Genomic DNA, 24,827 nt, shown 5'->3' with positions numbered 1-24,827 from the left:
CAAAACAGACGGCCCGCTGGGGTAACCAGCGGGCCGTCGTCGTTAAAGCAGCGTATTTTATTAAGCCGTTAGAACGTTATTCAGGCGCTTCACGTAGGCCGCAGGGTCATCCAAGTGGCCACCCTCAGCGATGATCGCCTGATCCAGCAAGATGTAGGCTAGCTGGGTAAACAGATCGCCTTCAGCACCTTCCAAACGCGCTACCAGCGCATGGCTGGGGTTAAGCTCAAGAATCGGCTTCACCTCAGGCAGCGGCTGACCCGCGGCCTCCATAATGCGGCGCATCTGGTAGCCCATCTCATGCTCAGGCAGCACCACGCAGGCCGGTGAATCGGTGAGGCGGTGGGTCACTTTGACCTCTTGAACACCATCGCCCAGCGCTTCTTTAACGCGCTTGACCAGATCTTCTTTGGCTTTAGCGGTCTCTTCCTGGGCTTTTTTCTCTTCTTCGTCTTCCACATCGCCAAGGTCAAGCTCGCCCTTGGCCACATCGGCAAAGGTTTTGCCGTCGAACTCGGTGAGATGGCTCATTAGCCAGTCATCAATACGGTCAGACAGCAACAGCACTTCGATGCCTTTTTTGCGGAAGATCTCCAGGTGCGGGCTGTTTTTGGCCGCATTGAAGCTATCCGCCACCACGTAGTAAATCTTCTGCTGACCCTCTTTCATACGCTCTACGTAGTCTGCCAGCGCATGCTCTTGGGTAGCAGTGTCGGTGTGGGTTGAGGCAAAGCGTAGCAAACCAGCAATTTTTTCGCGGTTGGATGGATCTTCACCCGGCCCTTCTTTAAGGACGCTGCCGAAGGTATTCCAGAAGGTTTGATACTGCTCTTTTTCCTTGGCGAGCTTTTTGAGCATATCCAAGCCGCGCTTGGTGAGCGCCGCTTTGATCTTATCCACATTGGGGTCTTGCTGGAGCAATTCGCGGGATACGTTGAGCGACAGTTCGCGGGTATCCAGCACGCCTTTGATAAAGCGCAGATAGAGCGGCAGGAACTGCTCAGCGTCGTCCATAATGAACACGCGCTGGACGTAGAGCTTAACGCCCCGGGCGCCGTCGCGGTCAAACATGTCAAAGGGCGCGCGACCCGGCACATAAAGCAGGCTGGTGTACTCAAGCTTGCCTTCGACCTTGTTGTGGCTCCAGGTCAGCGGGTCAGAAAAGTCGTGCGCAACGTGCTTATAGAAAGCCTTGTACTCATCGTCGGAAACCTCGCTTTTCGGGCGAGACCATAGTGCCGTCGCCTCGTTGACGGTTTCCCAGGTAGTCACTTCACTACCTTCGATGGGGTTGCCTTCGTCATCTTTCGCCGTTTCCGTTTTCGGCATGCGCACAGGCACTTCAATATGGTCCGAGTACTTGCGCACCAAGCCTTGCAGGCGATAATCGTCGGCAAACTCTTTGGCGTCGTCTTTCAGGTGCAGGGTAATTTCGGTGCCGTGCTGGGCACGCTCGATATCGGCTACGGTAAACTCGCCTTCACCTTTTGAACGCCACTCAACGCCCTCGGCGGCTGGCGTGCCCGCTTTGCGGGTACGTACCGAAATTTCATCAGCGACAATAAAGCCCGAGTAGAAGCCAACGCCAAACTGGCCGATCAGCTTGGCGTCTTTCTGCTGCTCGCCAGAAAGCTGCTTGAGAAACTCAGCGGTACCGGAGCGCGCGATGGTACCCAAGTTGGCAATCACATCTTCGCGGTTCATACCGACACCGTTATCACGCAGGGTGATGGTGTTGGCCTCTTTATCATGCTCGATTTCGATGCGCAGCTCGCTATCGCCTTCATAGAGCGCGTCGTTATCCAGCGCCGCGTAGCGCAGCTTGTCGCAGGCATCTGCCGCGTTTGAAATAAGCTCGCGTAAAAATATCTCCCGGTTGGAGTACAGGGAGTTAATCATTAAATTCAGCAGCTGCTTAACTTCGGTCTGAAAGCCAAGGGTTTCTTCGTGGTTGGCTTGTTTGTCGGTCGCTTGTTCGTGGGTAGCTGTCGTCATGCGCTTAGCCCTTATCAATCACGTTGAGTCATGTACCCCTGCGTGATACCTGCAGGGGCTTAAAGTGGTTTCGTGAACTTGATATGGGGCTAAGCAGGGATTTTTCAAGCAGCGGAATGTTAACAAATCATGGGTATTAAGAAGGTGTCATATCGGGATCGGTATATTTCCAGGCCCGATAGCCCTCTAAGCGCTGATCGATACGATTTAGCAGCCAGCCGACAATCAGTACATCGTCCACCACACCGATTAGCATCAGAAAATCGGGAATCAGATCGAAGGGCATTATCAAATAGCCCAGCGCTAATGCCATCATGCCAAAAGCTGACCAGGGGATAGGCCGAAAATCACCGCGGAGCACATCGCGGGTCATGGGTATAAACAGTTTTAACGCACGTACAATGCGTTTTGTCGCCCAAAGGCGGGATTTGAGTCGACGTAAGAACCACCAAGTGGATAATGGGGCCATCGTAATTAGATCCTTTAAGTATCTGGGCGGTCAGATCATGACTGCGGGTATTCGTTCAGTATAGCGGTTGCTCAGCAAACTAGGTGGGCTGCTCCCGAGCCCAGATAACGTGCCACCGATTGATAGAGAGAGAGCACCATGTTGGTTTCGCCATTTCGCTATACCGCTCGTCTGCTGTGTACAGCACTGCTGGCTGGGTTACCCGCGCTTTCCTGGGCGGCTTCAGACAGTGAGTTACGTGATGCCCTCGCTGCCGCAAGGGAGCAGCAGTGGGCGCGGGTAGATGAACGCGCCATTGAAGACCACACGCTGCGTGGCTACGTGGAATACCACCGCATAAGGGGACAACTGCCGAATGTCTCCCCTGAGCGAGTGCAGCAATTTATTGATCAATACGCCGACTCTCCGTTAGCGGGCTGGATACGCGGTCAAGCCATTGCCAAGTATGGTCACGCGGGGCGCTATAGCGACCTGCTCGCGGTAGCCGACGGTGAACCGGCGGGCACCGCGCGCCAGTGTTACTACTACACGGCGCTGCTAACGACTCAACCCCAGTTGGCGAGCGAGGCAGGGTTAGATTTATGGCACGTAGGCAGCTCTCAACCTGACGCCTGCGACCCGCTATTTGAGCGTCTGCGGGCCAACGGCACTATTGACGCTACGGCTATCTGGGAGCGCAAAATGCTCGCCTGGCAGGCAGGAGAAACACGCCTCTCAAGCTATCTTGGCGGGTTATTAAGCGGCCAGTGGCAAACTGCCCTGGACACGGTCGATAGCGTGGCAGCGCGCAGCAGCGCGATTACCCAGGCGCCCGCTTGCCTAGGCCCGGAGTGCGCCGCCACGGCAAGCTTCTACCAGGCTGCCATGCAGCGCTATACCCGCGAAGATACATCGGCAGCCTTTGCCGCTTGGCAAACACTATCACCACGCTTAAACCTGCTGCCCAGTGACCGTGCAGCCATCGAAGAAGAGCTTGCCTTTTACGCTCTGGTGCGGGATGTCCCAGGCACGCTTAGCTGGGTCGACGGCGTATTACCGACACTTGACAGCGAGAGGGTGTTAGAGCTGCGGGTCCGCCATGAGCTGGCCAGCCGTGACTGGAATGGGGTTATCCACTGGATCGCTGAAATGCCCGCTAGCCAGCAGGAGAATAGCCGTTGGCAGTATTGGCTGGGCCGCGCCAACGGACAGCTTGGCAATCAAGCAGCGGCAGAAGCGCGCTACCAGCAGGCTTCCCAGGATCGCAGTTTTTACGGCTTTGCGGCAGCAGAAAAGCTTGGCCAACCCTATCAACTGAATCTTGAGCGCAACCATTTTGACGCAGCGTCGCGCCAACGTGTTGCCCAACTCCCCGCCGTACAGCGCACCGAGGCCTTGCTACGCATTGGCGAAGATGGGCTGGCCAACAGCGAGTGGTTACACGCGGTACAGAGCGGCTCTCCCCAGCAGGCGCGCGCATTAGCCGACTACGCCGATCAGCAGCAGTGGCATGCGCGCTTAGTGCAGACCACCATTGCCGCCGAGATGTGGGACGCCTTGGACTGGCGCTTCCCTCAGGCTTACCACGACAGTTTTCAGCATTGGGGCCGAATGACGGGCGTTGATCCCTACTTATTGATGGCGATTACCCGGCGTGAAAGCGCTTACAACCCCAATGCCCTATCACCTGCAGGAGCCCGCGGGCTTATGCAGTTGATGCCCGGCACCGCTAGCCAAGTCAGCCGCGAACTGGGTATTAACGACCCTGGCCCCTACGGCGTGCTCGACCCCGAGCTTAATATCCGCCTGGGCAGCACCTACCTGCGCGATAAACTGCAACGCTATCAGGGTAATCGCCTAGCCGCCGCGGCGGCCTATAACGCAGGCCCTGGCCGCGTCGACCAGTGGCTTGGCGATGGCGTAGAAGCCTTCGATCTGTTTGTGGAGAGCATCCCCTTCCGCGAGACCCGCGACTACGTCCAAGCGGTGCTCAGCTATCGGGTGATTTTTGAGAGCCTTGCCAACGGCGGCAGTAGCGAAGGCGTTTCGCTGCTAAGCGATAACGAACAGCAGGTGCGCTACGACCGGGCGCTACTTGCCCGCCGCTAAACCGCATCCTCTGCTTTAGATTGACGCCAGCGCCCGGTTTATACCGGGCGTTGTGTTAATGCCAGCCGAATACCAAACACCACCAATACCGCCCCCGTAGCGGCGTTTAGCGTTTGTGCAAAGCGCGCACTGGCCAACCACTTACCGGCACTCCCCACCATTAGCACTACACCGATTTGCCAGATATTGGCGATGATAAAGTGCACCCCCGCTAACCACAGCGACTTCAGTAAGGCAGGGTCGCCGGGCGCGATGAACTGAGGCAAAAAGGCCATATAGAACACCACGGTTTTAGGATTCAACACATTGGATAAAAAACCCTCTTTGACCGGCTGCCAGCGAGAAACAGCCGATGTGCCCTCTAGCACGCCATTAACCGGCAGCGGCTGCCCGCGTCGCGCAGCCAACAAGCTGGTGATCCCCAGCCAAATGAGGTAGCCCGCCCCCACTAGTTTCAGCATATGAAACGCCCAGGCGGATTGCAGCAAGATCAGCGAGATGCCCAACGCCGAGATCGTGGCATGTACAAACAGGCCAAAGCAGATCGCAAGACTGGTGGTAACCCCATCCCTAATCCCCCCACGCGCCGTATTACGAATCACCAACAGGGTGTCAACACCGGGGCTAATCGTTAGCAGCGTGATCGCTACCAGAAAGGAAATAAATTGTGCATCAATCAAACCTAACTGCATCATGAGTGCTTACTCGCAACGAAATAAAAAATCTTAGGAATGTCGCTGGACGACAGCCGCGTTTGCATCTAGAGTGATTGTAGCGGGTGGACAATTGAGTTGCCCGTGATTACTAAGCATGTTAAGGAAATAGAAAATGGCAACTGGCACTGTTAAGTGGTTCAACGACACTAAAGGCTTCGGCTTCATCTCTCCTGATGACGGCGGAGACGATCTGTTCGCCCACTTCTCCGAAATTCAAGCTGAAGGCTTCAAGACCCTGCAAGACGGTCAAAAAGTCAGCTTTGAAGTGACTCAGGGTAAAAAAGGCCTTCAGGCTTCCAACATCCGCCCAGCTTAATTGCTAACGGATGGACAAAGGCCCGCATTTGCGGGCCTTTTTTATTGCCGATCGATAACGCCAATCGAGAGCCCCTCAGCGATCACTCCTCACTGCCAGAATCACCGTTCGCACCGCTTTCCTGGCTATCTTCACTGCTTTCAACATCGCTGCCAAGCTCGCCTGATGGCTCAACAACCGCGCCACTCTCAGCCTCTCGATTTTCCAACTCTTGATACTGCTCTTCAAGCCGCTGCTGTGCTTCTTCAAAGCGGCGTTCGGTATCTTCAATCAAGGCGTCAACATCGGTTGCCTCGCGATCATCCTGCAACGGCGTGCGCTCTGGCAAACTGCTTTCGGTTTCCCAACTCGGCGAGACATCCTCACTTTCCATCGGCTCTAGAGATGGCGCCTGCTGCTCTACCTCCTGAAACTGCTCTTCTAAACGCTGTTCTGCTTCTTCGAAGCGGCGTTCAGTTTCGGCAATGATCTCATCCACATCAGAACGGGTGGCCTCACCCGGCATAGCGCTTTCCTCATCGAGCACATCGTCAGGGTCAGCCGCCAGGGTATCTTCTCCAGCTTCAACCTCTTCACCACCTGCCGTCGTGCTGCTGGCGGCGTCGCTAGATTGTGTGTCATCCTCACGTATTGCTTCCGCTCGCTCAAGCTCTTCAGCGGCTTGGCGTGCTTCAATATCATCCTCTACTTCTTCCGGACTGGACATTTCTGCCGCGTTCTCAGCGGTGTCCGGCGCCTCTTCTTCGCCCGTCCCCTCGTCACGAGCTGTTTCTTCATCTGTCACCGTAGAATTCTCATCGGGTGTCACGGTGGGATCTTCCTGGGAGTCTCCGCAGGCACTCAGCAGCAGTGACACGGCGACGAGTACGGGTATCCACACGCGATTTGCCATTTGATTCTTCTCCTTTGTAACGTTAAAAATCTAAACCTATCCTGTTATGGGCGACTGGAGGAGAGCAATGGGCACTCCTCGGGCAGTAATACACGCAACGCAAGGGGTACTACTTCCGCACAGAACTGATCATAGTAGCGCGCCTCGCCATCTAACGTGAGTGGCCAAGGTGACTCATTTGGCTGAGTGGTCACCGTCAGCTGGGTCGTGGTGAAATAGCGCACAAACCGCCCGTCGTAGGGAAAGGTTTGCAGCTCGCTGATGAGCTTAGTCAGTTCCATTACCGAGCTAAAGTCTTTAACCAGCAGCACATCCAGGCGACCATCATCCAGCTTGGCACGCGGCGCCAGCACTTGGCCGCCGCCTGATTGACGACCATTGCCCAACGCCAATAGCAATAACGAGGCGCTCTCCTCTTTCTCGTCCCAATGCAGCGTGCCGCGATAGCTGCGATGGCGCCACGCTTTTAGCGCCCCCATCAAGGAGTAAGCCCCGCCCCCGAGCAACCGCTTTAAGGTTTTCGGTGTCGATGAGGTGACTTCAGCACCAAACCCACCGGTGGTCATATTGATATAGTAGCTAGTGGCCAAGTCACCACCGGCGCCTGCGGTCACGCGCACAACATCAATGGGATAGGCGCTCAACTCCCTTACCGCCGCCAAAGCGGCGCCTGGCTCCAGCGGCAGGCCGACCGAAGTCGCAAAATCATTGGCACTGCCTAATGGCACAATACCCAATACAGGGCGTCGATCATGGGGCAGGCGCATCAGCCCATTCATGACTTCGCTAACCGTGCCATCACCGCCACAGGCAATCACATGGGTAATCCCCATGGCGTCAGATTGCTCAGCAATATCAGCAGCGTCGCCCCCTTCCCAGGTAGCGCGAACGGTAATCAGCATCCCTGCCTGACGTTGTTCATCGACTGCTTCACGAAATGCCGGATTACCAGCGGATTTACCATTAATAATCAGTAAATAGTGTTGCTGAGAGTCTGTCACTATTGTTATTCCTTTCCTTAGAATACACGTTTAATAGCAATACCTTATGCCAATGCCTTCTCGACCACCTCGTAAACATTTGAAGAGAGTGGCTGCTCTTTAATCCGTTCAAGCTCCGACCGCATCAATGCTTGGCGGGTTTCATCAAAGCGCTGCCAGCGGGTTAGCGGCGTGATAAGCCGCGCGGCAATCTCTGGATTGAGCCGATTCAGCTCAATGACCACGTCAGCCAGTAGTTGGTAGCCTTGGCCATCCAAACGGTGGAAATTGACTCGGTTCTGAGCAAAGGCCCCCACTAGCGCACGGACTCGATTGGGATTTCTAAGTGAGAAGGCGGGGTGCTGCATCAGATACTTCACCCGCTCAAGCACATCTGGCTGAGGGCGCGACACCTGGACGGTGAACCACTGATCCATCACCAACGGGTCATGGGCCCACTTCTCACCGAAGGTTTTGAGTGCTGGCGAGGCCAAATCATCGCGATCACTGTGCACCAGCAGGGTGAGCGCTTGACGCACATCGGTCATATTGTGGTCGGCGGCGAACTGCGCTTCACACAGCGCCAGGCCCTGCTCATCTTCAATCGACATCAGATAAGCCAGCGCCACGTTTTTCAGACTGCGCTGAGCTATTTGCTCCGGCGTCGGCGCGTACGCTTCGTCTGACATATTAGCTTCGTAGATGGCGAGAAACTCATCACGCAGCGCCATGGCTAACGACTGACGCACAAACTCCCGTGCCGCGTGAATGGCATCAACGTCCACAATAGGCTGTTGCTCGGCGATATACGCCTCGGAGGGCAGCGTCAACATCTCTGCCAATACCGCCTTATCGCTCATTGGCCCGTTTAGCAGAGCTTTAAAGGCATCCACAACGCGGCTGTCCATGACCTTCTCAACCCCATTGCGATGGGCGGCAATCAAGTCATCCAAGGCCAGTAGTGCCAGGCGTTGGCCCGCATCCCAGCGATTGAAACCATCGCTGTCGTGGGTCAACAAGAAGGCAAGGTCTTCCCGTGAGTATGGATAATGGATCTTCACCGGCGCTGAGAATTCGCGTAGCAACGAGGGCACCGGCGCTTCGGCAACATCGGTAAACACAAACGTCTGCTCGTCATCACGCAGGTGAATGACCGCATCTTTGCCTATTTTCTCGCCATTGAGCGTCAGGGTAAGATCCTGGCCGGATTTGGTTCCCACCAATCCCATGCGCACTGGAATATGCAACGGCAGCTTATCTGGCTGACCTGGTGTGGAAGGCGTGCGCTGACGCAACGTTAAGTGGTATTCACCCTGCACGTAATCGTACTCACCATGGGCGTCGATATCTGGGGTTCCCGCCTGGGAGTACCAGCGCATAAACTGGCTAAAATCTTCACCGGAGGCTTCAGCCATACAACCGACGAAGTCTTCAATGGTCACCGCTTGACCGTCGAAGCGTTCAAAGTAGAGGTCTGAGCCGCGACGAAAATTCTCCTCTCCCACCAAATTACGCAGCATGCGGACAACTTCGGCCCCTTTCTCATAAATCGTCAGGGTATAGAAGTTGGTAATTTCAATATAATGATCGGGGCGAATCGGATGCGCCGTGGGACCGGCATCTTCGGCAAACTGGGCAGTCCGGAAAAAGGACACATCCTGGATGCGTTTAACCGGTGCTGAATTGGTATCCGCCGAAAAGCACTGGTCACGAAAGACCGTAAAGCCCTCTTTCAGCGAGAGCTGGAACCAGTCGCGACAGGTGACACGATTGCCCGACCAGTTGTGAAAATATTCATGGGCAACGATACCTTCGACGCTCTGAAAAGCAGCGTCAGTGGCCGTCTGTGGATGGGTCAGTACCGCCGCAGAGTTAAAGATATTGAGGCCCTTGTTCTCCATCGCCCCCATATTGAAATCGTTGACGGCCACGATCATAAATAGATCCAGGTCGTACTCGCGGCCATACGCCTGTTCATCCCACGCCATGGCTCGTTTCAACGAGGCCATGGCATGCTCGGTTTTATCCAGGTTATCTTTTTCCACCCAAATCTGCAGCGTCACGTCGCGCCCGCTCATGGTGGTGAAGTGATCTTCTACGCTATGTAGATTGCCTGCCACGAGGGCAAACAGATAACAGGGCTTGGGGTGCGGGTCTTCCCAGGTAACAAAATGGCGACCGCCTGATAGCTCGCCGCGCTCTATTGGGTTACCGTTGGCCAGCAAAATCGGCTCGCGCTGCTGATCACCGATCACGGTGACCTTAAAGGTCGCCATAACGTCCGGACGGTCGGGATAAAAAGTAATCCGGCGAAAGCCTTCAGCTTCGCACTGGGTGCAGTACATGCCATTAGATTGGTACAGCCCCTCTAACGCTGTGTTCTCCTGCGGGGCGATCTCCACCTCGCTTTCCAATGCAAATCGCTCGGGCACCTGAGCAATGCGCAGGCTTTCATCATCGAGTGCATATGCCGAGGCTTCTAGCGGCGCTTCATCAATCGCCAGGGAGATCAGCTTTAAGTGCTCGCCATTTAATACCAGCGGGGCATTAACGTCAGCCTCTGGATGTCGCTCCATCAACAGTCGCGCTTTCACACGGGTCGCGGCGGGGTCAAGATCAAACGTCAGCTCGGTATGAGTTACCCGGTAGGCGGGCGGCTGGTAGTCGCTTAAATAAACCGGCTGCGGATCAGACATAGTGCGTGACTCCTGTATAAAACGAATGTTACATAATTAAAAATGTTCGACAGCTGAACACCATCGCCTAGTCGCGGAAATTATCAAACTGGAGTGGCAGATCCGGCCCCTCTTCGCCGCGCAGCAGCGCCATAACCGCTTGTAAATCGTCGCGCTTTTTGCCCGTCACACGCACCTTCTCACCCTGAATTTGCGCCTGTACTTTCAGCTTGCTGGCTTTAATGCGCTTGGCCACATCTTTGGCTTCCGCCGCGTCGAGCCCCTCCTTGAGAGCGACTTCCTGGCGCGCTTTCACGCCGGAGAGTAGCGGGTCTTGCACATCCATACAGCGGGCATCGATGCCCCGGGCGATGAGACGTGCGCGCAGCACATCGAGCATTTGCTTAAGCTGGAAATCAACTTCCGCCTCGAGCTGCACTTTGTCGCCTTCAAGGGTGAAGCTGGCATCAACACCTTTAAAATCAAACCGCGACTGCACTTCTCGGTTGGCTTGATCAACGGCGTTAGCGCCTTCGTGTTTATCGAACTCTGAGACAATATCAAATGAGGGCATGATGTAATTCCTGATAAGAGATGGCTCCTATTCTAGAGCAGCCAGCCCCCTAGGGGCCAATTCTGTTGTTTTTTGTTGGTTTTCAGAATGAATTACTAAGACAAATGTTCACAAGACATAGCAAATATCTATACAAAAATTATCTCCAAGTACGACCATAAAGATGTTCAACCCTCGGCGGATGGCTTAGGCTAACGGATTATGAATTTTGGTTATTTTTTAGCTTGATGCTTTTACCAGGAGATATCATGAGTGACCGCGACACCCGCCACAAAGCCTCTATGGAGAAGCTCAAATCGCGCGTAGAGGAGAAAGTCGCCAGTGCCAACGAGCAGCGCGGCCTAATCATTATTAACACCGGTAATGGAAAAGGCAAAACAACGGCTGCCTGGGGCACGGTTACACGCGCCTTGGGCTACGGCTACAAAGTGGGCGTGGTGCAGTTTATTAAGGGCCTATGGGAGTGCGGCGAACGCAATCGATTGGAAGAAGATGCCAATCTAGAGGTGGCGATAATGGCCACTGGATTTACCTGGGATACACAAAATCGCCAAGCGGATACTGACGCCTGCCAGGCGGTGTGGAAAGAGGCTGAGCACATGCTGGCCGATCCAGAGACCTATCTGGTAGTACTCGACGAAATCACCTATATGCTCAAATTTGGCTATCTAGAGATAGAAACCGTTAAACAGGCATTGGAGAATCGCCCTGTTGAGCAGACAGTGATCATTACCGGCCGCAACGCTCACCGCGAACTCGTCGCCATGGCCGATACGGTGACCGAGATGCAGGAAGTTCGCCACGCCTTCAACAATGGCCTTAAGGCACGCCGCGGGATCGATTTTTAAATACCCACCATCAATACAAAAGGGGCAACCAAGTTGCCCCTTTTGTTCATCTGCTTATCTGATCGCAAACAGTGACCAGCGTGCGAAACACTCTTAACTATCGAAGGGGTTACGCAGCACGATAGTTTCCATGCGGTCAGGACCGGTGGAGATAATATCGATGCTGGTACCTACCTGCTGTTCGAGATAGCTGATATAAGCGCGGGCATTGGCGGGTAGATCCTCTACCTTTTTGGCGCCTAGGGTCGACTCTTTCCAGCCTGGCAGGTCTTCGTAAAGCGGCTCGACAGCTTCGTAGCCTTCCGAATCCACCGGTGTTTCCAGCACGTCGCCATCTTTACTGCGATAGCCAACGCAGACACGGATATTTTCCAGGCCATCCAGCACGTCCAGCTTGGTCAGGCAGATGCCGGAGACCGAGTTAATCTGCACCGCGTGACGCAGCGCCACGGCGTCAAACCAGCCACAGCGGCGGGCACGGCCGGTGGTAGCGCCAAACTCATGGCCACGCTCAGCAAGGTGGCGCCCATCGACATCAAATAGCTCAGTGGGGAACGGACCTGAACCCACGCGTGTTGTATACGCCTTGGTGATACCCAGCACGTAGTCCAAATAGAGCGGGCCGACGCCAGAGCCTGTCGCTGTGCCGCCTGCGGTGGTATTCGAGCTGGTCACGTACGGGTAAGTACCGTGGTCGATATCCAGCAGCGAGCCCTGGGCACCCTCAAACAGGATGTTCTCACCCGCCTTACGCAGGTCGTGCACCATACTGACGGTATCGCATACCATGGGGCGCAGCTCTTCGGCCATCTGCATCGCGGTATCCAGCACTTCCTGGAAATCGACCGCCGGTTCGCCGTGGTAATTCACCAACACGAAGTTGTGGTAGTCGAGCACTTCGCCCAACTTGGAAGCGAAACGTTCACGATGCAGCATATCGCCCAGGCGCAGGCCGCGGCGGGCGACTTTGTCTTCGTAGGCGGGACCAATACCCCGGCCTGTGGTGCCTATTTTGGCAATGCCACGGGCTTTCTCACGGGCCTGATCCAGACGCACATGGTAAGGCAGGATCAGCGGGCAGGCCGGCGACAGGCGCAGACGCTCACGCACAGGAACGCCTTTGGCTTCCAGTTCACGGATCTCTTTGATCAGTGCTTCAGGTGAAAGCACCACACCATTACCAATCACGCAGGTTTTGCCTGGACGCAAAACGCCGGAAGGTATCAGGTGGAGAACAGTCTTTTCACCGTCGATGACCAGCGTATGACCGGCATTATGACCACCTTGAAAACGCACCACGGCGGATGCTGATTCGGTGAGCAGGTCAACGATTTTACCCTTGCCCTCGTCACCCCATTGGGTGCCCAGCACTACGACATTCTTACCCATTATGATGCACTCGTCTCTTGTGTCAGGGCCGTTGGCTGCCAACGACCATCGATAAGCTCAAGACGGCGGTCACACTCATGCTCCGCCGGCCCAGTACGCTGCCCTGGCAGCGCTTGAATCACGCGTTCACCCTGCTCACGCAGCGCGACAATGGCAGCGTTAAGCGACTCATCCTGAGTCGCGGGCGCCCAAATTGCCCCACGACTTGGGGCTGCCAACGCCAGCGATGCCAGCTGTTTCAGGTCCATCGAGAAACCGGTGGCCGGACGCGCACGCCCAAAGGCCCGCCCCGTATCATCATAGCGCCCGCCTTTCGCCAGCGCATGGCCGTAGCCTGGCACGTAGGCGGCAAACATCATTCCCGTGTGGTACTGATAGCCGCGCAGCTCCGCCAGGTCAAAGTAGAGCGATACATCAAAGCGTGCCAGCACCCCTTGATAAAGGGCATCCAACTGATCCAGTGCCGCCGAGACTGAAGCGGGTGCGCCGGCAAACCGCTCCCGCGCCTGGCGTAGAATATCTGCGCCACCGTGCAGTTCACCCAGCGCCAGCAGCATATCCGCCAGTGCCGGGTCGCTGACACTGGCGCCAACAAGTTGCGCCAGTTGACTCGGTGACTTTAGCGCTAGCGCCTCAAATAACGCACGCTCTTGTTCGTCGTTGAGCGCTGCGGCCTCTACAAGACTGCGGTAAATACCGATATGCCCCAGCGCCAGATGAATTTCCTCAGCGCCCGCGGCTTTCATGCTAGCCAGCGCCAAGTGAATAATTTCACTATCCGCCTCAAGCCCGGCATGACCAAACAGCTCAGCGCCCACTTGCACCGGGCTACGGCCACCTTGATGCTGATCCGCCTTAGCGCGCAATACGTTGGTGCAATAGCACAGCCGTACCGGCCCCTGACGCTTTAGCGAGTGGGCATCCATACGTGCGACTTGCGGCGTAACGTCAGCCGAGGCGCCCATCATGCGACCCGTTAACTGGTCGGTCAGCTTGAAGGTCTGAAGATCCAGATCCGTACCGGTGCCGGTTAACAGGGAGTCCAGAAACTCCACCGGTGGCGGCATGACCTGGTCATAACCCCAGCAGTGGTAAAGATCGAGCAGCGCGCGGCGCAGCTCTTCCATACGGCTTGCCTGAGGCGGAAGCACCTCATCCATGCCGTCGGGCAGCAGCCAGCGGTCAGCAATGGTCATGTAAACAATCCTGCAAGACGATGAAGGCCCAACAAATTCAATCAGTAACGTAGCATGGTCATGGGCGACATTAGCGTTAAACGAGGGCCACAAAAAAACCGGGCGACGCCCGGTTAATAAATTCTACCACGTTTATGGGCCGGGTGAACCCCGCTTGGCTATCAACAAACCAAGACGAGGATCACCGGCCAACGGCGGTTTACTCGCCGTTGTCTGCATCGTTTTCCGGGTCAGCGCTGCGCAAGTAGCGGAAGAAATCGCTACTCGGTTCCAGCACCATCAGGTTGCCATCGTCGGCGAAGCTTTCGCTATAGGCATTCAGGCTACGCCAGAAGGAGAAGAACTCCTGATCCTGGCCATACGCTTCAGAGAAGATCGCAGCGGCCTGGGCATCACCTTCACCGCGCAGTGTCTCTGAGCGCTCATTGGCCTGAGCAAGCAGCACCTGACGCCGACGATCCGCGTTGGCGCGAATACGCTCGGCCTCTTCCTGACCCTGGGCACGCCATTCGCGGGCTTCACGCTCACGCTCAGAACGCATCCGTTCAAATACCGCGGCCGACACGTCTTCCGGCAAGTCGATACGCTTAATACGGATATCACGAATGGCCACCCCGAGCTCATCGCGCATAAGCGCGTCGAGTTCTTCGGTGGGACCCGTCATCAGATCATCACGACGTTCGGCAATAATTTCCTGAAGGTTTAAACGACCAAACTCATTACGCAGGCTTTCATCCACTCGCGGCTGAATCAGGCGAATAGCCATCAACTCATCACCCGCCGTCGCCTCGTAGTAACGCGTGGGATTCACCACCTGCCACTTAACGTAGGAGTCGACGATCACCGCTTTCTGCTCGAGGGTCAGATAGCGGCTGGTATCGGTGTCCAGCGTCAACAAGCGCGTATCAAACTTACGGATCGTTTGCGCGATCGGCACTTTGGTGTGCAAGCCAGGCTGAATATTCTCTTCGATGACTTCACCAAAGCGCAGCTTAACGGCGCGCTCGGTTTCGTCTACCACGTACAGAGTGTTGCTTGCCAGCCACGCCACGGCAGCCAGACCACCAACAATCAGCAGGGATCGATTATTAATCATTTACCGGCCCTCCCTGCGGATGGAGCTACTATTGGTATTCGATGAAGAGCTGGAACTGCCCTGGGTGTTGCGTAACCGCTCAAGCACACTCGGGTCTAGCTGTTCATCGCTATCGGCACTTCCGCTGGAAGCGTTGCTGCGATTACTGCTGCCACCTCTAAGCTGATCTAGCGGCAGATACATCAACGGCGCGTTTTCGCTCACGTCCAGCAACACCTTCGGTGTTTTGCCGAACACTTCTTCCATTGTGTCTAGGTACATGCGCTCACGCATGATCTCCGGCGCGTTAGTGTACTCGGAAAGCAGCGAGTTAAAGCGGTTGGCTTGACCCTGCGCTTCAGCGACTACCGATTCACGGTAACCCTGGCCTTGCTCAACAATACGCTGCGCCTGACCTTGCGCCTCAGGAATAATCGCGTTGGCGTAAGCAATACCCTGGTTGATCGTACGCTGACGATCTTCACGGGCCCGGATAACGTCATCGAAGGCGTCAATCACTGGCGCGGGCGCCGAAGTGGACTCGATGTTGATAGTTTGCAGGCGAATACCGGCACCGTAGTTGTCGAGATAGGACTGTAGACGACTAGCGACCGAGCTACCCAAAATCTCACGACCCGAGGTTAGGATATCGATCATATCAGTACCGCCGACGACGTGACGTAGCGCCGAATCCAGCGCATTCTCAATCGAGATAGCAGGATCACGTACGTTAAGCACGAAATCGCGTGGGTTAGCCACTTGGTACTGGGCAGATATTTCCACTTCGACGATATTTTCGTCACGCGTCAGCATTGACTGTGTCTGTGACAGCGAGCGCACACGCGTCACGTTGACCATACGCACATCGTCAATTAAGGGCGGATTCCACTGGAGACCGGGGTCGACAATGCCCTGGTACTCACCAAAGCGGAGTACAACACCTCGCTCAGATTGGTCCACCAAATAGAAGCCCATCGCCGCCCAGATAGCCAGCGCAACGATAATCAGCAAGCCTGGCAGCGCAAAAGGGTTGCGGTTTTTATCACTACCACCACCGCCGGTTTTCTTGCCACCGCCTTTTTTACCGCCACCCAACATACTGTTAAGCTTGTCCTGAAACTTTTTCAGCGCTTCATCCAGGTCAGGAGGCCCTTGGTTGTTGCCCCCTTTATTACCGTTATTGCCGCCGCCGTTGCCATTGTTATTGCCACGGTTTCCATCACCATCATTTCCACCGCGTCGGCCGCCGCTACTCCAAGGGTCGTGCTGGTTGCCACCACCAGGCTCATTCCAGGCCATACTTCTTCTCCACTAAGGGTATTCGCTCGCGCATCTGGCTTCGTAAATCAACGAAGCGCTGGCGTTTTGATATTATTGCTATGTAAATCTTGTACCGTTTTTATACAAAAGCAGATACTGACAGCGTACTAGACATTAAACGGTGAGGCTACCAATCTTCAGTTTCCTGCAATGCTGCAGGTAAATAGGTATTGGCACGCTCGCCTAGCTGAGCCATTAGCTGGTTGAAATCGCGCCGCGGCAAACGCACATCCAGCACCGACTGCCCCTGCTCGTCAAAAGCCTCTTCGCGAACAGCATTCAGCTCATGAAGGCCAGCGCGCAGCTTACCTTGCTCAGGAGTGAGTGTCAGCGAAAAGCCAATGACATCGTTGGCCAGGCGCTCGGTTAACGCTTCATGGAGTAGTTCAAGGCCCTGCCCCTGCTGGGCCGAGAGCCAAACCACCTCGGGTACGCCATGGCCATCACGCTCTATGCGCGGGGCACTATCGAGCTTATCAATTTTGTTCATGACCTTGAGTACCGGCACATCATCCGCGCCGATCTCTTTGAGCACTAACTCGACCTGCTCCACGTTTAACTCGCGGTCAGGGTCTGCGGCATCAATGACGTGTACCAACAGCGACGCTTCCGATGCTTCTTGGAGCGTGGCTTGAAATGCCTCAACTAACTTGTGTGGCAAATGGCGAATAAAGCCTACGGTATCGGCCATCACGACGGGGCCAACGTCTTCAATTTCAAGCCGTCGCAGCGTCGGGTCAAGTGTCGCAAACAGCTGGTCGGCGGCATACACCTCGGCGTTGGTCAAGGCATTAAACAGTGTCGATTTTCCAGCGTTGGTGTACCCCACCAGCGATACGCTATGAATTTCCGCACGCGCACGCGCGCGACGATTCTGGTCACGCTGACTGCGTACTTTATCGAGGCGCTTATGAATCGATTTAATTCGCCCGCGCAGCAGGCGACGGTCAGTTTCAAGCTGCGTCTCACCTGGGCCGCGCAGGCCAATCCCGCCTTTTTGGCGTTCAAGGTGTGTCCATCCGCGAACCAGGCGAGTCGACATATATTCAAGCTGAGCAAGCTCTACCTGCAGCTTACCTTCATGGGTTCGTGCCCGTTGCGCAAAGATATCGAGAATCAGACCGGTACGGTCAAGCACTCGGCATTTGAGCTCTTGCTCAACATTACGCTCTTGAGAGGGACTTAAGCTATGGTTGAAGATAACCAGCTCAGCCTCGTGAGCCGCGAGCAATGCCCGCAGCTCTTCCAACTTACCTGACCCAATAAAGGTGCGCGAGTCAGGTCGGTGGCGGCTAGCAGTGAGTAGAGTCGCAGGCTCTGCACCCGCAGAGCGTACGAGCTCTAAAAACTCACCCGGGTCTTCACGTTTTTGTTCATCATGAAAATCGACATGAACAAGAACTGCCGTTTCACCGGCGTCTGGGCGTTCGAAAAACAATCAATACCTCGTGGACTCTCTTGCTGCTTCAGCGGTGTTAAATCTCCGCATCTTGCTCTGCCGGATCTTGCGCAGGCAGGCGTACGTTGCGAGATGGAACAACCGTAGAAATAGCGTGTTTATAAACCATCTGACTGACGGTGTTACGCAACAGGATAACAAACTGGTCAAACGATTCGATCTGGCCCTGCAGCTTAATGCCGTTGACCAAAAAGATAGAGACCGGAATGCGCTCCTTGCGCAGAATGTTCAAGTACGGGTCTTGAAGGGACTGCCCTTTGGACATGTTGCTCTCCCTAAAACTGTCGTTGGGGTTAATTATCAAATGGCGTGCCCTACTGGTGCTACGCCGCACTATTTATTACTGCCCGAAAGGCCGAGTGAATGCCCGAAGAGCTTTGAGGTTCGCGACAGGCCTAATCACTCAGCCAATCGAAAACACACTTACTAAGTTACTATCTTAGCGGCTATCTTACGCTAAGCACCGCTGTCACGCACGAGTTTCAGCACCTGATCCAGCGCGTCTGAACGCTGTGAATCTACCCAATGAAGCTCTGACCAGCTTCTTAACCAGGTTAATTGACGCTTGGCTAGCTGACGAGTGGCGATCACGCCTCGCTCAATGAGAGAGGCATAGTCATACTCCCCTTCCAGGTACTCCCACACTTGGCGATAACCAACACTCTTCATCGCCGGCAGGCCTAAATGTAAGTCATTACGCTTTCTGAGGGCGGCGACTTCATTTATCAAGCCCTCACCCAACATTACTTCGAAACGCTGGGCAATGCGTTGATGCAAAAGCGCCCGATCATTAGGTGCCAATGCTATCGACAACACACGCCAGGGAAAGGTTTCAGGCTGTTGCTCCGCCCAGAGTTCACTCATCGGCCGCCCACTGGCGTAGTACACTTCCAGGGCGCGCATTAAGCGCTGTGGGTCATTGGGATGAATGCGCTGAGCGGATACCGCATCCACTTCGGCGAGCTGCTTATGCAGTGAGATTAGCCCCTCAGCCTGCCACTGGGCTTCAAGCCGTTGGCGAATAGCCGGATCTGCAGACGGCAGATTTGCCACCCCTTCGACCAGCCGTTTGTAGTAGAGCATGGTACCGCCGACCAAGAGTGGCACCCTGCCTGCCGCGCTGATTTGTCGCATAAGCGAAAACGCATCTACACGAAAATCGGCGGCCGAATAGGGCTCCGCGGGGTCACGAATATCGATCAAATGGTGAGGCGCACGGGCAAGCTCCGCCGCGCTGGGTTTGGCACTGCCAATATCCATACCGCGGTACACCATGGCCGAGTCAACGCTGATCAGCTCATGTCCCAGCCGTTCGTGGAGCGCTATCGCGGTATCGGTTTTCCCGGCGGCCGTTGGGCCCATCAAAAAAATCGCCCAGGGGCGGGTATCAGCCATGCGCGGTTCCGTTAGCTAAGAAAAAGGTGATTACTGATCGCGCAGCTGTTGTTCAGGCATCTATTGGCCTCGCAAGAACAGCCGATCAAGCGCTTTGAGCCCCATCTGCGTCCAGGTGGGACGACCATGATTACACTGGTCGCTGCGCTCGGTGCGCTCCATATCCCGCAGTAGCGCGTTCATCTCGTCGATAGTAAGCCGACGGTTGGCACGCACGCTGCCATGACAGGCCATAGTAGAGAGTAGTTCATGCACCCTAGCCTCGACTTGATGGGTACGCCCATAGCGTGCCAGTTCTTCCAGCATCTGACGCACCAGCGCCTCAGGGTCAGCCTGGGCAAGCAAGGCGGGCAATTGGCGCACCAGCAGCGTCTCTGGCCCGGCAATATCGAGCTCAATGCCCAGCTGGGAGATCGCCTGTTGCTCGCTCTCAGCAGTGGCCACCTCTGCCCGGCTAGCGGCAATGGAGACGGGCACCAGCAACGGTTGCGCATCCAACCCTTTAGCAGCGGCCAGCTGTGTTTTCATACGCTCATAGACAATGCGCTCGTGGGCGGCATGCATATCCACCAGCACTAGCCCTTCGGCGTTCTGGGCCAGGATATAGGTGCCGTGCAACTGCCCCAGCGCAAAACCCAGTGGCGGCGCTGCAGTGGGGTCGTTATCGGGCATTGCCAGGGGCGCTTCACGCACCTCACCACCTCGCTGGGGAGCGCTCGGCTGAGGCGTTAACAGCGTTTCTTCGTGATTGGGGTGCAGCGCCTGATAACCCTGCATAAAGCGGCGCACGCGCTCAGCACCAGGGTGGCGATCCGGCGAGTGGGTTAGCGCAATTCCCTGCTGCTGCCAGCGGGGCTGTTCGTCGCCCACTTCTGAAGCTTCGCCCTGTGGCGATGCGCCTGACGTATCAGCCACCTCGGCATCACCAACCTCCTCTGTGCTCTCGGCGGGTTTAGCTGACGCCAGGGAGTGATGAAGGCTCGAATAGAGAAAGTCGTGAACCATACGACCATCACGAAAACGCACTTCGTGCTTGGTGGGATGGACGTTGACGTCCACAACGTCTGGATCAAGCTCCAGATAGAGCACAAACACCGGATGACGGCCGTTAAACAGCACATCACGATAGGCCTGGCGCACCGCGTGGGCAACCAAACGGTCACGCACCACCCGCCCGTTAACAAAAAAGTACTGCTGGTCTGCCTGGGAGCGCGAGTGGGTGGGCAGGCCCACCCAGCCGCTTAGTCGTATACCGCCCGCTTCGCGCTCGATATAGCGGGCGTGCTCGATAAAATTTTTGCCTAGTAGCGAGGCAATCCGCCGCTCCCGGGCCGACGCTGAGTGACCGGCAGGCAGTTGGTGTATGACTTTTTGGTTATGGCGCAACACCCAGGTGATGTCGTAACGCGATAGCGCCTGGCGACGAAACGCTTCTTCCACGTGGGCAAACTCGGTCTTTTCAGTACGCAGGAACTTACGCCGAGCGGGGGTATTAAAAAACAGATCGCGCACGCCAACGCTAGTGCCTCGGGGATGTGGCGCGGGGGTCACCCGTGCATCCATGCCCCGCCCTTCTGCGACTACCCTCCAGCCATGGCGGGGGTCGTCTTCGGCATTGGAGATCAGCTCCAGCCGGGAAACGGAGCTAATCGACGCTAGCGCTTCGCCACGAAAGCCTAACGAACTAACGCCCTCTAAATCTTCCAGGCTGCCAATCTTGCTGGTGGCATGGCGGGCCAAGGCCAGCGGCAAGTCCTGTTCGCCAATGCCGATACCATCATCGCGCACCTTAATCAGCCGCGCGCCACCCTGCTCAATTTCCACCTCGATGCGCTGGCTACCGGCATCGATAGCGTTTTCAATCAGCTCTTTGGTTACCGATGAGGGGCGCTCAACCACCTCACCGGCGGCTATCTGGTTAGCCAGCCGCGGGTCGAGCACATGAATACGCGGTGCAGTAGCGGTCACATCAGTCAACACGACACCTCATGAACGGGGAATCTGTAACACTTGGCCAACGCGAATCACGTCACCATTCAGGTCATTGGCCTGCTTCAACTGATTCACCGGTACGCCGTGGCGCACGGCAATCGCCGACAGGGTATCTCCCGACTGAATACGGTACTCATTACCCGACGGCTGGCGTTGGTTATCACGCTGCCAGGCAAGCAGACTGGCCGGCGGAGGGAAGCGCTCGAAGTGTTCGCGCAAACCACTGAAAATCGCCTGAGAAAGCCCCGACTGGTGCACAGGGTCGCGCAAGCGACGCTCTTCGTCGGGGTTCGAGATAAACCCCACCTCAATCAATAGCGAGGGGATATCAGGAGATTTAAGCACCATAAACCCAGCCTGTTCGACGCGGGACTTATGTAGCCGATTTATCCGCCCTAATTGTTCCAACACCTGCCCGCCGATAGACAGCGAATCGTTTAAGGTAGCGGTCATGGTTAAGTCCAACAATACCCCGCGCAGCACCTGATCTTTATCGCGCAAAGAGAGGTTGCCATCAACGCCGCCAATCAAGTCGGAGCGGTTCTCGCTATCCGCCAGCCACTGGGCGGTTTCCGAGGTAGCGCCGCGCTGGGAGAGCGCATACACCGAACTGCCTTGAGGGCGTGGGCTAGTAAAGGCATCGGCATGAATGGAGACGAAGAAGTCCGCCTTCTGCTCCCGCGCCAATGCGGTACGCTGGCGCAACCCTATATAGTAGTCGCCGTCGCGCGTTAGCACCGCCTTGAAGCCCGGCGTGTCATTGACCTCCGAGGCCAAACGACGGGCAATTTCCAGCACCACGTCTTTTTCACGGGTACCTGAAGGGCCGATGGCCCCTGGGTCTTCGCCACCGTGACCGGCATCGACGGCGATAATAATGTCTCTACGCGGATGCGGCTTGGCTTCCTGAACCTCAACCGGCACTGAGTCACTGGGTGGCTCTGCTGTGCCCGGCAACTGGTTTTGCGCCGATGCCCGCTGGGCCTGAATTTCCTGATCCCGAATCATCGCCTCGATAGGGTCGATCGGGTTCTCAACGGCGCTTTCACCGGGATATTCGAGATCCACTACCAGGCGGTGCCCGTATTGATCATTGGGCGTCAGGGTGAAATGACGCGGCTCAATCTCACGGTTAAGTTCAAGCACCACCCGCAGGCCACCGCCCTCCCGTACGCCAGTGCGTACCGATTCAATCGCACTGTCATTCAAAGGCAGCGTGCTTGGGTCGGTACCCATTTGGGTATCATCTAAATCAATCACCAAACGCGCAGGATTCTCCAGCGAAAACACGTTGGCATTGGTGGCAGCGGAGAGATCAAATACCAGCCGGGCATGATCCGGCGCCGCCCACAAACGCATACTTTCGACGCTGGACGCTTGAACATTAACCGCCGCTAGGGCAAAAAAACTGGCGGCCAATAAACGATATACGCGTGCCGCTATGCCCTTTATTTCCATTGAATCACACCACTCTCCAACTGGTCGGAACTTAGCTTACTTGCGTTACTTAGCTGACGTTGCAAGGAGGTCAATATGCATTCACCTTGCTCACTACCCGCGGCCAAGGAGACCAAACGCCCTGGATCAGCCACTTCCAGCACCAGACGAAGATCCGGCACTGGCAGCCATCCTTCACCGCGGCTGGGCCACTCAATAATGCAAATCGCATCGTCGGCCAGCACGTCACGACCACCGATAAACTCTAGCTCTTCTGGATCAGACAAACGGTACAAATCTAGATGATAGATCCGCTGGGAGCCCAGTTCGTAAGGCTCCACCAGCGTATAGGTAGGACTTTTAACCGCCCCTTGATGCCCGTAAGCGCGCAGAATGCCACGTGTTAGTGTCGTTTTACCGGCACCCAGTTCACCCTCTAGATACACCCGTCCGCGTCCTTGCAACACTTGCCCTAATGCTTCGCCAAAAGCTACCTGGGCCTCTTCACTGTCTAATCGCACCTGCATGTGGGCTGCCTTCACGGATTAATCAATTTTCGCGCATAGGATGCCAGATCGCTGGCCAGCAGGCCACGCTCGCCTTCTTCCTCGGCTGCGCGATCTGCCGCTAGCGCGTGCACCATGGTACCCAGCCAAGCGCTAAACTCCACGTCACCACGCTGCGCCATAAGTGCCCCCAGCATGCCGCTGAGCACATCGCCCATACCCCCGCTGGCCATGCCTGGGTTACCGTAAGGGCACACCACCAAGCCACTAGGGCCAGCAATTAAACTGCCTGCACCTTTTAGAATCACCACGCCCCCCCGGGCACGTTGCAGTGCCAGGGCGGCGGCAGGCCGATCCGCCTGAATATCGGCCACTTCACAGCCCAGCAGTCGCGCGGCTTCACCGGGGTGCGGCGTCAATACCCAGTTATCGCGGCGAACATCCGGCCACTGACGCGCCAAAAGATTCAAGCCATCGGCATCGACCACCAAGGGTGCGTCTGACTGCAGCGCACTCTGTAGCATCGCCTGCCCCCAAGCAGCCTGACCCAGCCCTGGCCCGACCACCACAACGTCAACGTTGTTGGGCAACTCAGCGGCTTCAGCGCCACCGCGAACGCCATGGGCCATCACTTCCGGGCAGCGCACCAAGCTGGCGGTAATATGTTCAGGCGCCGTTGCCAAACTCACTTTACCCGCCCCCAACCGCGCGGCGGCCTGGCAGGCAAGTAGCGCCGCCCCGCCAAATCCAGGCGCCCCGCCCATCACCAGTACGTGGCCCATATCCCCTTTATGGTGGGTACGTAGGCGGGGCGCAAAGGCCTCTGGCAGTAACGAATCATCCAGCCGCCAAGCCGTGGGCGGAATATCAAAATAGGCCTGCGCCTTGACGCCTAGGGGGCGAAAGTCTATTTCGCCGGTATAGGCAGGTGCATCCCCTGTGTGCAAACCCACCTTATCGCCAATAAACGTCACCGTGCAGGCGGCTTTAACGGCGATACCCAGCACGGCGCCAGTATCAGCCACTAACCCGGAAGGGATATCAATCGCCAGTACCGGCTGATCTGCGGCGTTAATCATTTCAATAGCACGCTTGAAGCGCCCTTCTACCTCACCGGTCAAACCGGTACCTAGCAGTGCATCGACAATTATTTCGCCAGTAAGCACTATCCCGGCGCTCCACTCTTCGCAGCCTACGCCTGCGGATGTCGCCAGCGCTGCTGCACGTGCCGCGTCGCCGCTTAGTTCCTCAAGGGGTTTAAGGGTTACCCGCTGCACTTTAAGGCCAGACTGCATGGCCAGCGCAGCCAGCACATGACCATCGCCGCCGTTGTTCCCGCTGCCACACATCACGGTGATGCCACGCGCTTGGGGCCAGCGCGAGCGGAAGCTGTGCCAAGCACTCGAGGCGGCGCGTTGCATCAACGCAAATCCATCGATACCACCGGCAATGGTGCGGCGATCGAGCTCCTGCACCTGGGCGGCTTTATATAATGGGCGTAGCAT

Annotated in this window: 21 protein-coding genes; 3 read left to right on the top strand and 18 right to left on the bottom strand. The window is 56.1% G+C overall.

Annotated elements, in window-relative coordinates:
- Positions 1–60: 60 nt before the first annotated feature.
- Together htpG and ACT3UM_RS07675 are read right to left on the bottom strand one after the other, a co-directional pair.
- Positions 61–1,995, bottom strand: coding sequence for a molecular chaperone HtpG (gene htpG, locus ACT3UM_RS07680; RefSeq protein ID WP_498897585.1), 1,935 nt, complete (start codon positions 1,993–1,995; stop codon positions 61–63).
- 136 nt (positions 1,996–2,131) lie between these two features.
- The gene (locus tag ACT3UM_RS07675; RefSeq protein WP_035578304.1) at positions 2,132–2,464 is read right to left on the bottom strand and encodes a YkvA family protein; all 333 of its coding nucleotides are present in this window, start codon (positions 2,462–2,464) and stop codon (positions 2,132–2,134) included.
- A gap of 138 nt (positions 2,465–2,602) precedes the next feature.
- Between ACT3UM_RS07675 and ACT3UM_RS07670 the strand changes: the two genes are divergently transcribed.
- A complete protein-coding gene (locus ACT3UM_RS07670; protein WP_498897583.1) occupies positions 2,603–4,552 on the top strand; it encodes a transglycosylase SLT domain-containing protein in 1,950 nt (649 codons plus the stop codon).
- Positions 4,553–4,590: 38 nt separating this feature from the next.
- Here ACT3UM_RS07670 and ACT3UM_RS07665 read toward each other — a convergent pair whose 3' ends face one another.
- Positions 4,591–5,247 (bottom strand): LysE family translocator, encoded by a 657-nt coding sequence (locus ACT3UM_RS07665; RefSeq protein ID WP_498897581.1) that lies wholly within the window; start codon positions 5,245–5,247, stop codon positions 4,591–4,593.
- A gap of 133 nt (positions 5,248–5,380) precedes the next feature.
- On the opposite strand from ACT3UM_RS07665, the gene ACT3UM_RS07660 reads away from it, so the two are divergent.
- Positions 5,381–5,584 (top strand): cold-shock protein, encoded by a 204-nt coding sequence (locus ACT3UM_RS07660; RefSeq protein WP_007114660.1) that lies wholly within the window; start codon positions 5,381–5,383, stop codon positions 5,582–5,584.
- 82 nt (positions 5,585–5,666) lie between these two features.
- Here the strand turns inward: ACT3UM_RS07660 and ACT3UM_RS07655 are convergent, their stop codons facing one another.
- The 4 genes from ACT3UM_RS07655 to ACT3UM_RS07640 form a co-directional block, all read right to left on the bottom strand.
- Positions 5,667–6,476, bottom strand: coding sequence for a hypothetical protein (locus ACT3UM_RS07655; protein ID WP_498897578.1), 810 nt, complete (start codon positions 6,474–6,476; stop codon positions 5,667–5,669).
- A gap of 44 nt (positions 6,477–6,520) precedes the next feature.
- Positions 6,521–7,477, bottom strand: coding sequence for a lipid kinase YegS (yegS, locus tag ACT3UM_RS07650; RefSeq protein ID WP_498897576.1), 957 nt, complete (start codon positions 7,475–7,477; stop codon positions 6,521–6,523).
- Positions 7,478–7,521: 44 nt separating this feature from the next.
- Positions 7,522–10,152 carry an aminopeptidase N gene (gene pepN, locus ACT3UM_RS07645; RefSeq protein ID WP_498897574.1) on the bottom strand — a complete coding sequence of 877 codons (2,631 nt, stop codon included), beginning with the start codon at positions 10,150–10,152 and terminating at the stop codon, positions 7,522–7,524.
- 67 nt (positions 10,153–10,219) lie between these two features.
- The gene (locus ACT3UM_RS07640; protein WP_498897572.1) at positions 10,220–10,705 is read right to left on the bottom strand and encodes a YajQ family cyclic di-GMP-binding protein; all 486 of its coding nucleotides are present in this window, start codon (positions 10,703–10,705) and stop codon (positions 10,220–10,222) included.
- 248 nt (positions 10,706–10,953) lie between these two features.
- Between ACT3UM_RS07640 and cobO the strand changes: the two genes are divergently transcribed.
- Positions 10,954–11,553: a cob(I)yrinic acid a,c-diamide adenosyltransferase gene (gene cobO, locus ACT3UM_RS07635; RefSeq protein ID WP_498897570.1), complete on the top strand. Its 600-nt coding sequence runs from the start codon at positions 10,954–10,956 to the stop codon at positions 11,551–11,553.
- 93 nt (positions 11,554–11,646) lie between these two features.
- Here the strand turns inward: cobO and ACT3UM_RS07630 are convergent, their stop codons facing one another.
- The 11 genes from ACT3UM_RS07630 to ACT3UM_RS07580 form a co-directional block, all read right to left on the bottom strand.
- On the bottom strand, positions 11,647–12,942 hold the full coding sequence (locus ACT3UM_RS07630) for an adenylosuccinate synthase (RefSeq protein WP_088698541.1): 1,296 nt from the start codon (positions 12,940–12,942) through the stop codon (positions 11,647–11,649).
- Entirely contained in the window at positions 12,942–14,138 is a 1,197-nt protein-coding gene (locus tag ACT3UM_RS07625; RefSeq protein ID WP_498897568.1) for an ATP phosphoribosyltransferase regulatory subunit, read from the bottom strand. The genes ACT3UM_RS07630 and ACT3UM_RS07625 overlap by 1 nt, the downstream gene beginning before the upstream one ends.
- A gap of 199 nt (positions 14,139–14,337) precedes the next feature.
- The gene (gene hflC / locus ACT3UM_RS07620; protein ID WP_498897566.1) at positions 14,338–15,234 is read right to left on the bottom strand and encodes a protease modulator HflC; all 897 of its coding nucleotides are present in this window, start codon (positions 15,232–15,234) and stop codon (positions 14,338–14,340) included.
- Entirely contained in the window at positions 15,235–16,512 is a 1,278-nt protein-coding gene (gene hflK / locus ACT3UM_RS07615; RefSeq protein WP_498897564.1) for an FtsH protease activity modulator HflK, read from the bottom strand.
- 148 nt (positions 16,513–16,660) lie between these two features.
- A complete protein-coding gene (hflX, locus tag ACT3UM_RS07610; protein WP_498897562.1) occupies positions 16,661–17,971 on the bottom strand; it encodes a ribosome rescue GTPase HflX in 1,311 nt (436 codons plus the stop codon).
- Positions 17,972–18,008: 37 nt separating this feature from the next.
- Positions 18,009–18,257, bottom strand: coding sequence for an RNA chaperone Hfq (gene hfq, locus ACT3UM_RS07605; RefSeq protein ID WP_007114649.1), 249 nt, complete (start codon positions 18,255–18,257; stop codon positions 18,009–18,011).
- Positions 18,258–18,448: 191 nt separating this feature from the next.
- Complete coding sequence (gene miaA / locus ACT3UM_RS07600; protein ID WP_498897561.1) at positions 18,449–19,387, bottom strand: tRNA (adenosine(37)-N6)-dimethylallyltransferase MiaA; 939 nt, start codon at positions 19,385–19,387, stop codon at positions 18,449–18,451.
- 60 nt (positions 19,388–19,447) lie between these two features.
- Entirely contained in the window at positions 19,448–21,355 is a 1,908-nt protein-coding gene (gene mutL, locus ACT3UM_RS07595; RefSeq protein ID WP_498897662.1) for a DNA mismatch repair endonuclease MutL, read from the bottom strand.
- An 18-nt stretch (positions 21,356–21,373) separates the two neighbouring features.
- On the bottom strand, positions 21,374–22,837 hold the full coding sequence (locus tag ACT3UM_RS07590; RefSeq protein ID WP_498897559.1) for an N-acetylmuramoyl-L-alanine amidase: 1,464 nt from the start codon (positions 22,835–22,837) through the stop codon (positions 21,374–21,376).
- Positions 22,828–23,343, bottom strand: a complete 516-nt coding sequence (gene tsaE / locus ACT3UM_RS07585; protein ID WP_498897557.1) for a tRNA (adenosine(37)-N6)-threonylcarbamoyltransferase complex ATPase subunit type 1 TsaE — start codon at positions 23,341–23,343, stop codon at positions 22,828–22,830. Before tsaE ends, ACT3UM_RS07590 begins: the two co-directional genes overlap by 10 nt.
- An 11-nt stretch (positions 23,344–23,354) precedes the next feature.
- Positions 23,355–24,827 carry an NAD(P)H-hydrate dehydratase gene (locus ACT3UM_RS07580; protein ID WP_498897660.1) on the bottom strand — a complete coding sequence of 491 codons (1,473 nt, stop codon included), beginning with the start codon at positions 24,825–24,827 and terminating at the stop codon, positions 23,355–23,357.

Source organism: Halomonas sp. AOP13-D3-9 (genome assembly GCF_052379125.1).
Taxonomy (GTDB): Bacteria; Pseudomonadota; Gammaproteobacteria; order Pseudomonadales; family Halomonadaceae; genus Vreelandella.
This window is presented reverse-complemented; position numbering and strand designations above follow the sequence as displayed.

What these genes read in the sequence shown, in the direction of transcription:
- ACT3UM_RS07660 (WP_007114660.1), top strand. Translation starts at nt 5,381, where the DNA reads ATGGCAACTGGCACTGTTAAGTGGTTCAACGACACTAAAGGCTTCGGC.
- ACT3UM_RS07655 (WP_498897578.1), bottom strand. Translation starts at nt 6,476, where the DNA reads ATGGCAAATCGCGTGTGGATACCCGTACTCGTCGCCGTGTCACTGCTG.
- cobO (WP_498897570.1), top strand. Translation starts at nt 10,954, where the DNA reads ATGAGTGACCGCGACACCCGCCACAAAGCCTCTATGGAGAAGCTCAAA.
- hflK (WP_498897564.1), bottom strand. Translation starts at nt 16,512, where the DNA reads ATGGCCTGGAATGAGCCTGGTGGTGGCAACCAGCACGACCCTTGGAGT.
- hflC (WP_498897566.1), bottom strand. Translation starts at nt 15,234, where the DNA reads ATGATTAATAATCGATCCCTGCTGATTGTTGGTGGTCTGGCTGCCGTG.
- ACT3UM_RS07630 (WP_088698541.1), bottom strand. Translation starts at nt 12,942, where the DNA reads ATGGGTAAGAATGTCGTAGTGCTGGGCACCCAATGGGGTGACGAGGGC.
- ACT3UM_RS07670 (WP_498897583.1), top strand. Translation starts at nt 2,603, where the DNA reads ATGTTGGTTTCGCCATTTCGCTATACCGCTCGTCTGCTGTGTACAGCA.
- miaA (WP_498897561.1), bottom strand. Translation starts at nt 19,387, where the DNA reads ATGGCTGATACCCGCCCCTGGGCGATTTTTTTGATGGGCCCAACGGCC.
- tsaE (WP_498897557.1), bottom strand. Translation starts at nt 23,343, where the DNA reads ATGCAGGTGCGATTAGACAGTGAAGAGGCCCAGGTAGCTTTTGGCGAA.
- htpG (WP_498897585.1), bottom strand. Translation starts at nt 1,995, where the DNA reads ATGACGACAGCTACCCACGAACAAGCGACCGACAAACAAGCCAACCAC.
- ACT3UM_RS07640 (WP_498897572.1), bottom strand. Translation starts at nt 10,705, where the DNA reads ATGCCCTCATTTGATATTGTCTCAGAGTTCGATAAACACGAAGGCGCT.
- ACT3UM_RS07580 (WP_498897660.1), bottom strand. Translation starts at nt 24,827, where the DNA reads ATGCTACGCCCATTATATAAAGCCGCCCAGGTGCAGGAGCTCGATCGC.
- pepN (WP_498897574.1), bottom strand. Translation starts at nt 10,152, where the DNA reads ATGTCTGATCCGCAGCCGGTTTATTTAAGCGACTACCAGCCGCCCGCC.
- ACT3UM_RS07665 (WP_498897581.1), bottom strand. Translation starts at nt 5,247, where the DNA reads ATGATGCAGTTAGGTTTGATTGATGCACAATTTATTTCCTTTCTGGTA.
- hfq (WP_007114649.1), bottom strand. Translation starts at nt 18,257, where the DNA reads ATGTCCAAAGGGCAGTCCCTTCAAGACCCGTACTTGAACATTCTGCGC.
- ACT3UM_RS07625 (WP_498897568.1), bottom strand. Translation starts at nt 14,138, where the DNA reads ATGACCATTGCTGACCGCTGGCTGCTGCCCGACGGCATGGATGAGGTG.
- ACT3UM_RS07590 (WP_498897559.1), bottom strand. Translation starts at nt 22,837, where the DNA reads ATGGAAATAAAGGGCATAGCGGCACGCGTATATCGTTTATTGGCCGCC.
- ACT3UM_RS07675 (WP_035578304.1), bottom strand. Translation starts at nt 2,464, where the DNA reads ATGGCCCCATTATCCACTTGGTGGTTCTTACGTCGACTCAAATCCCGC.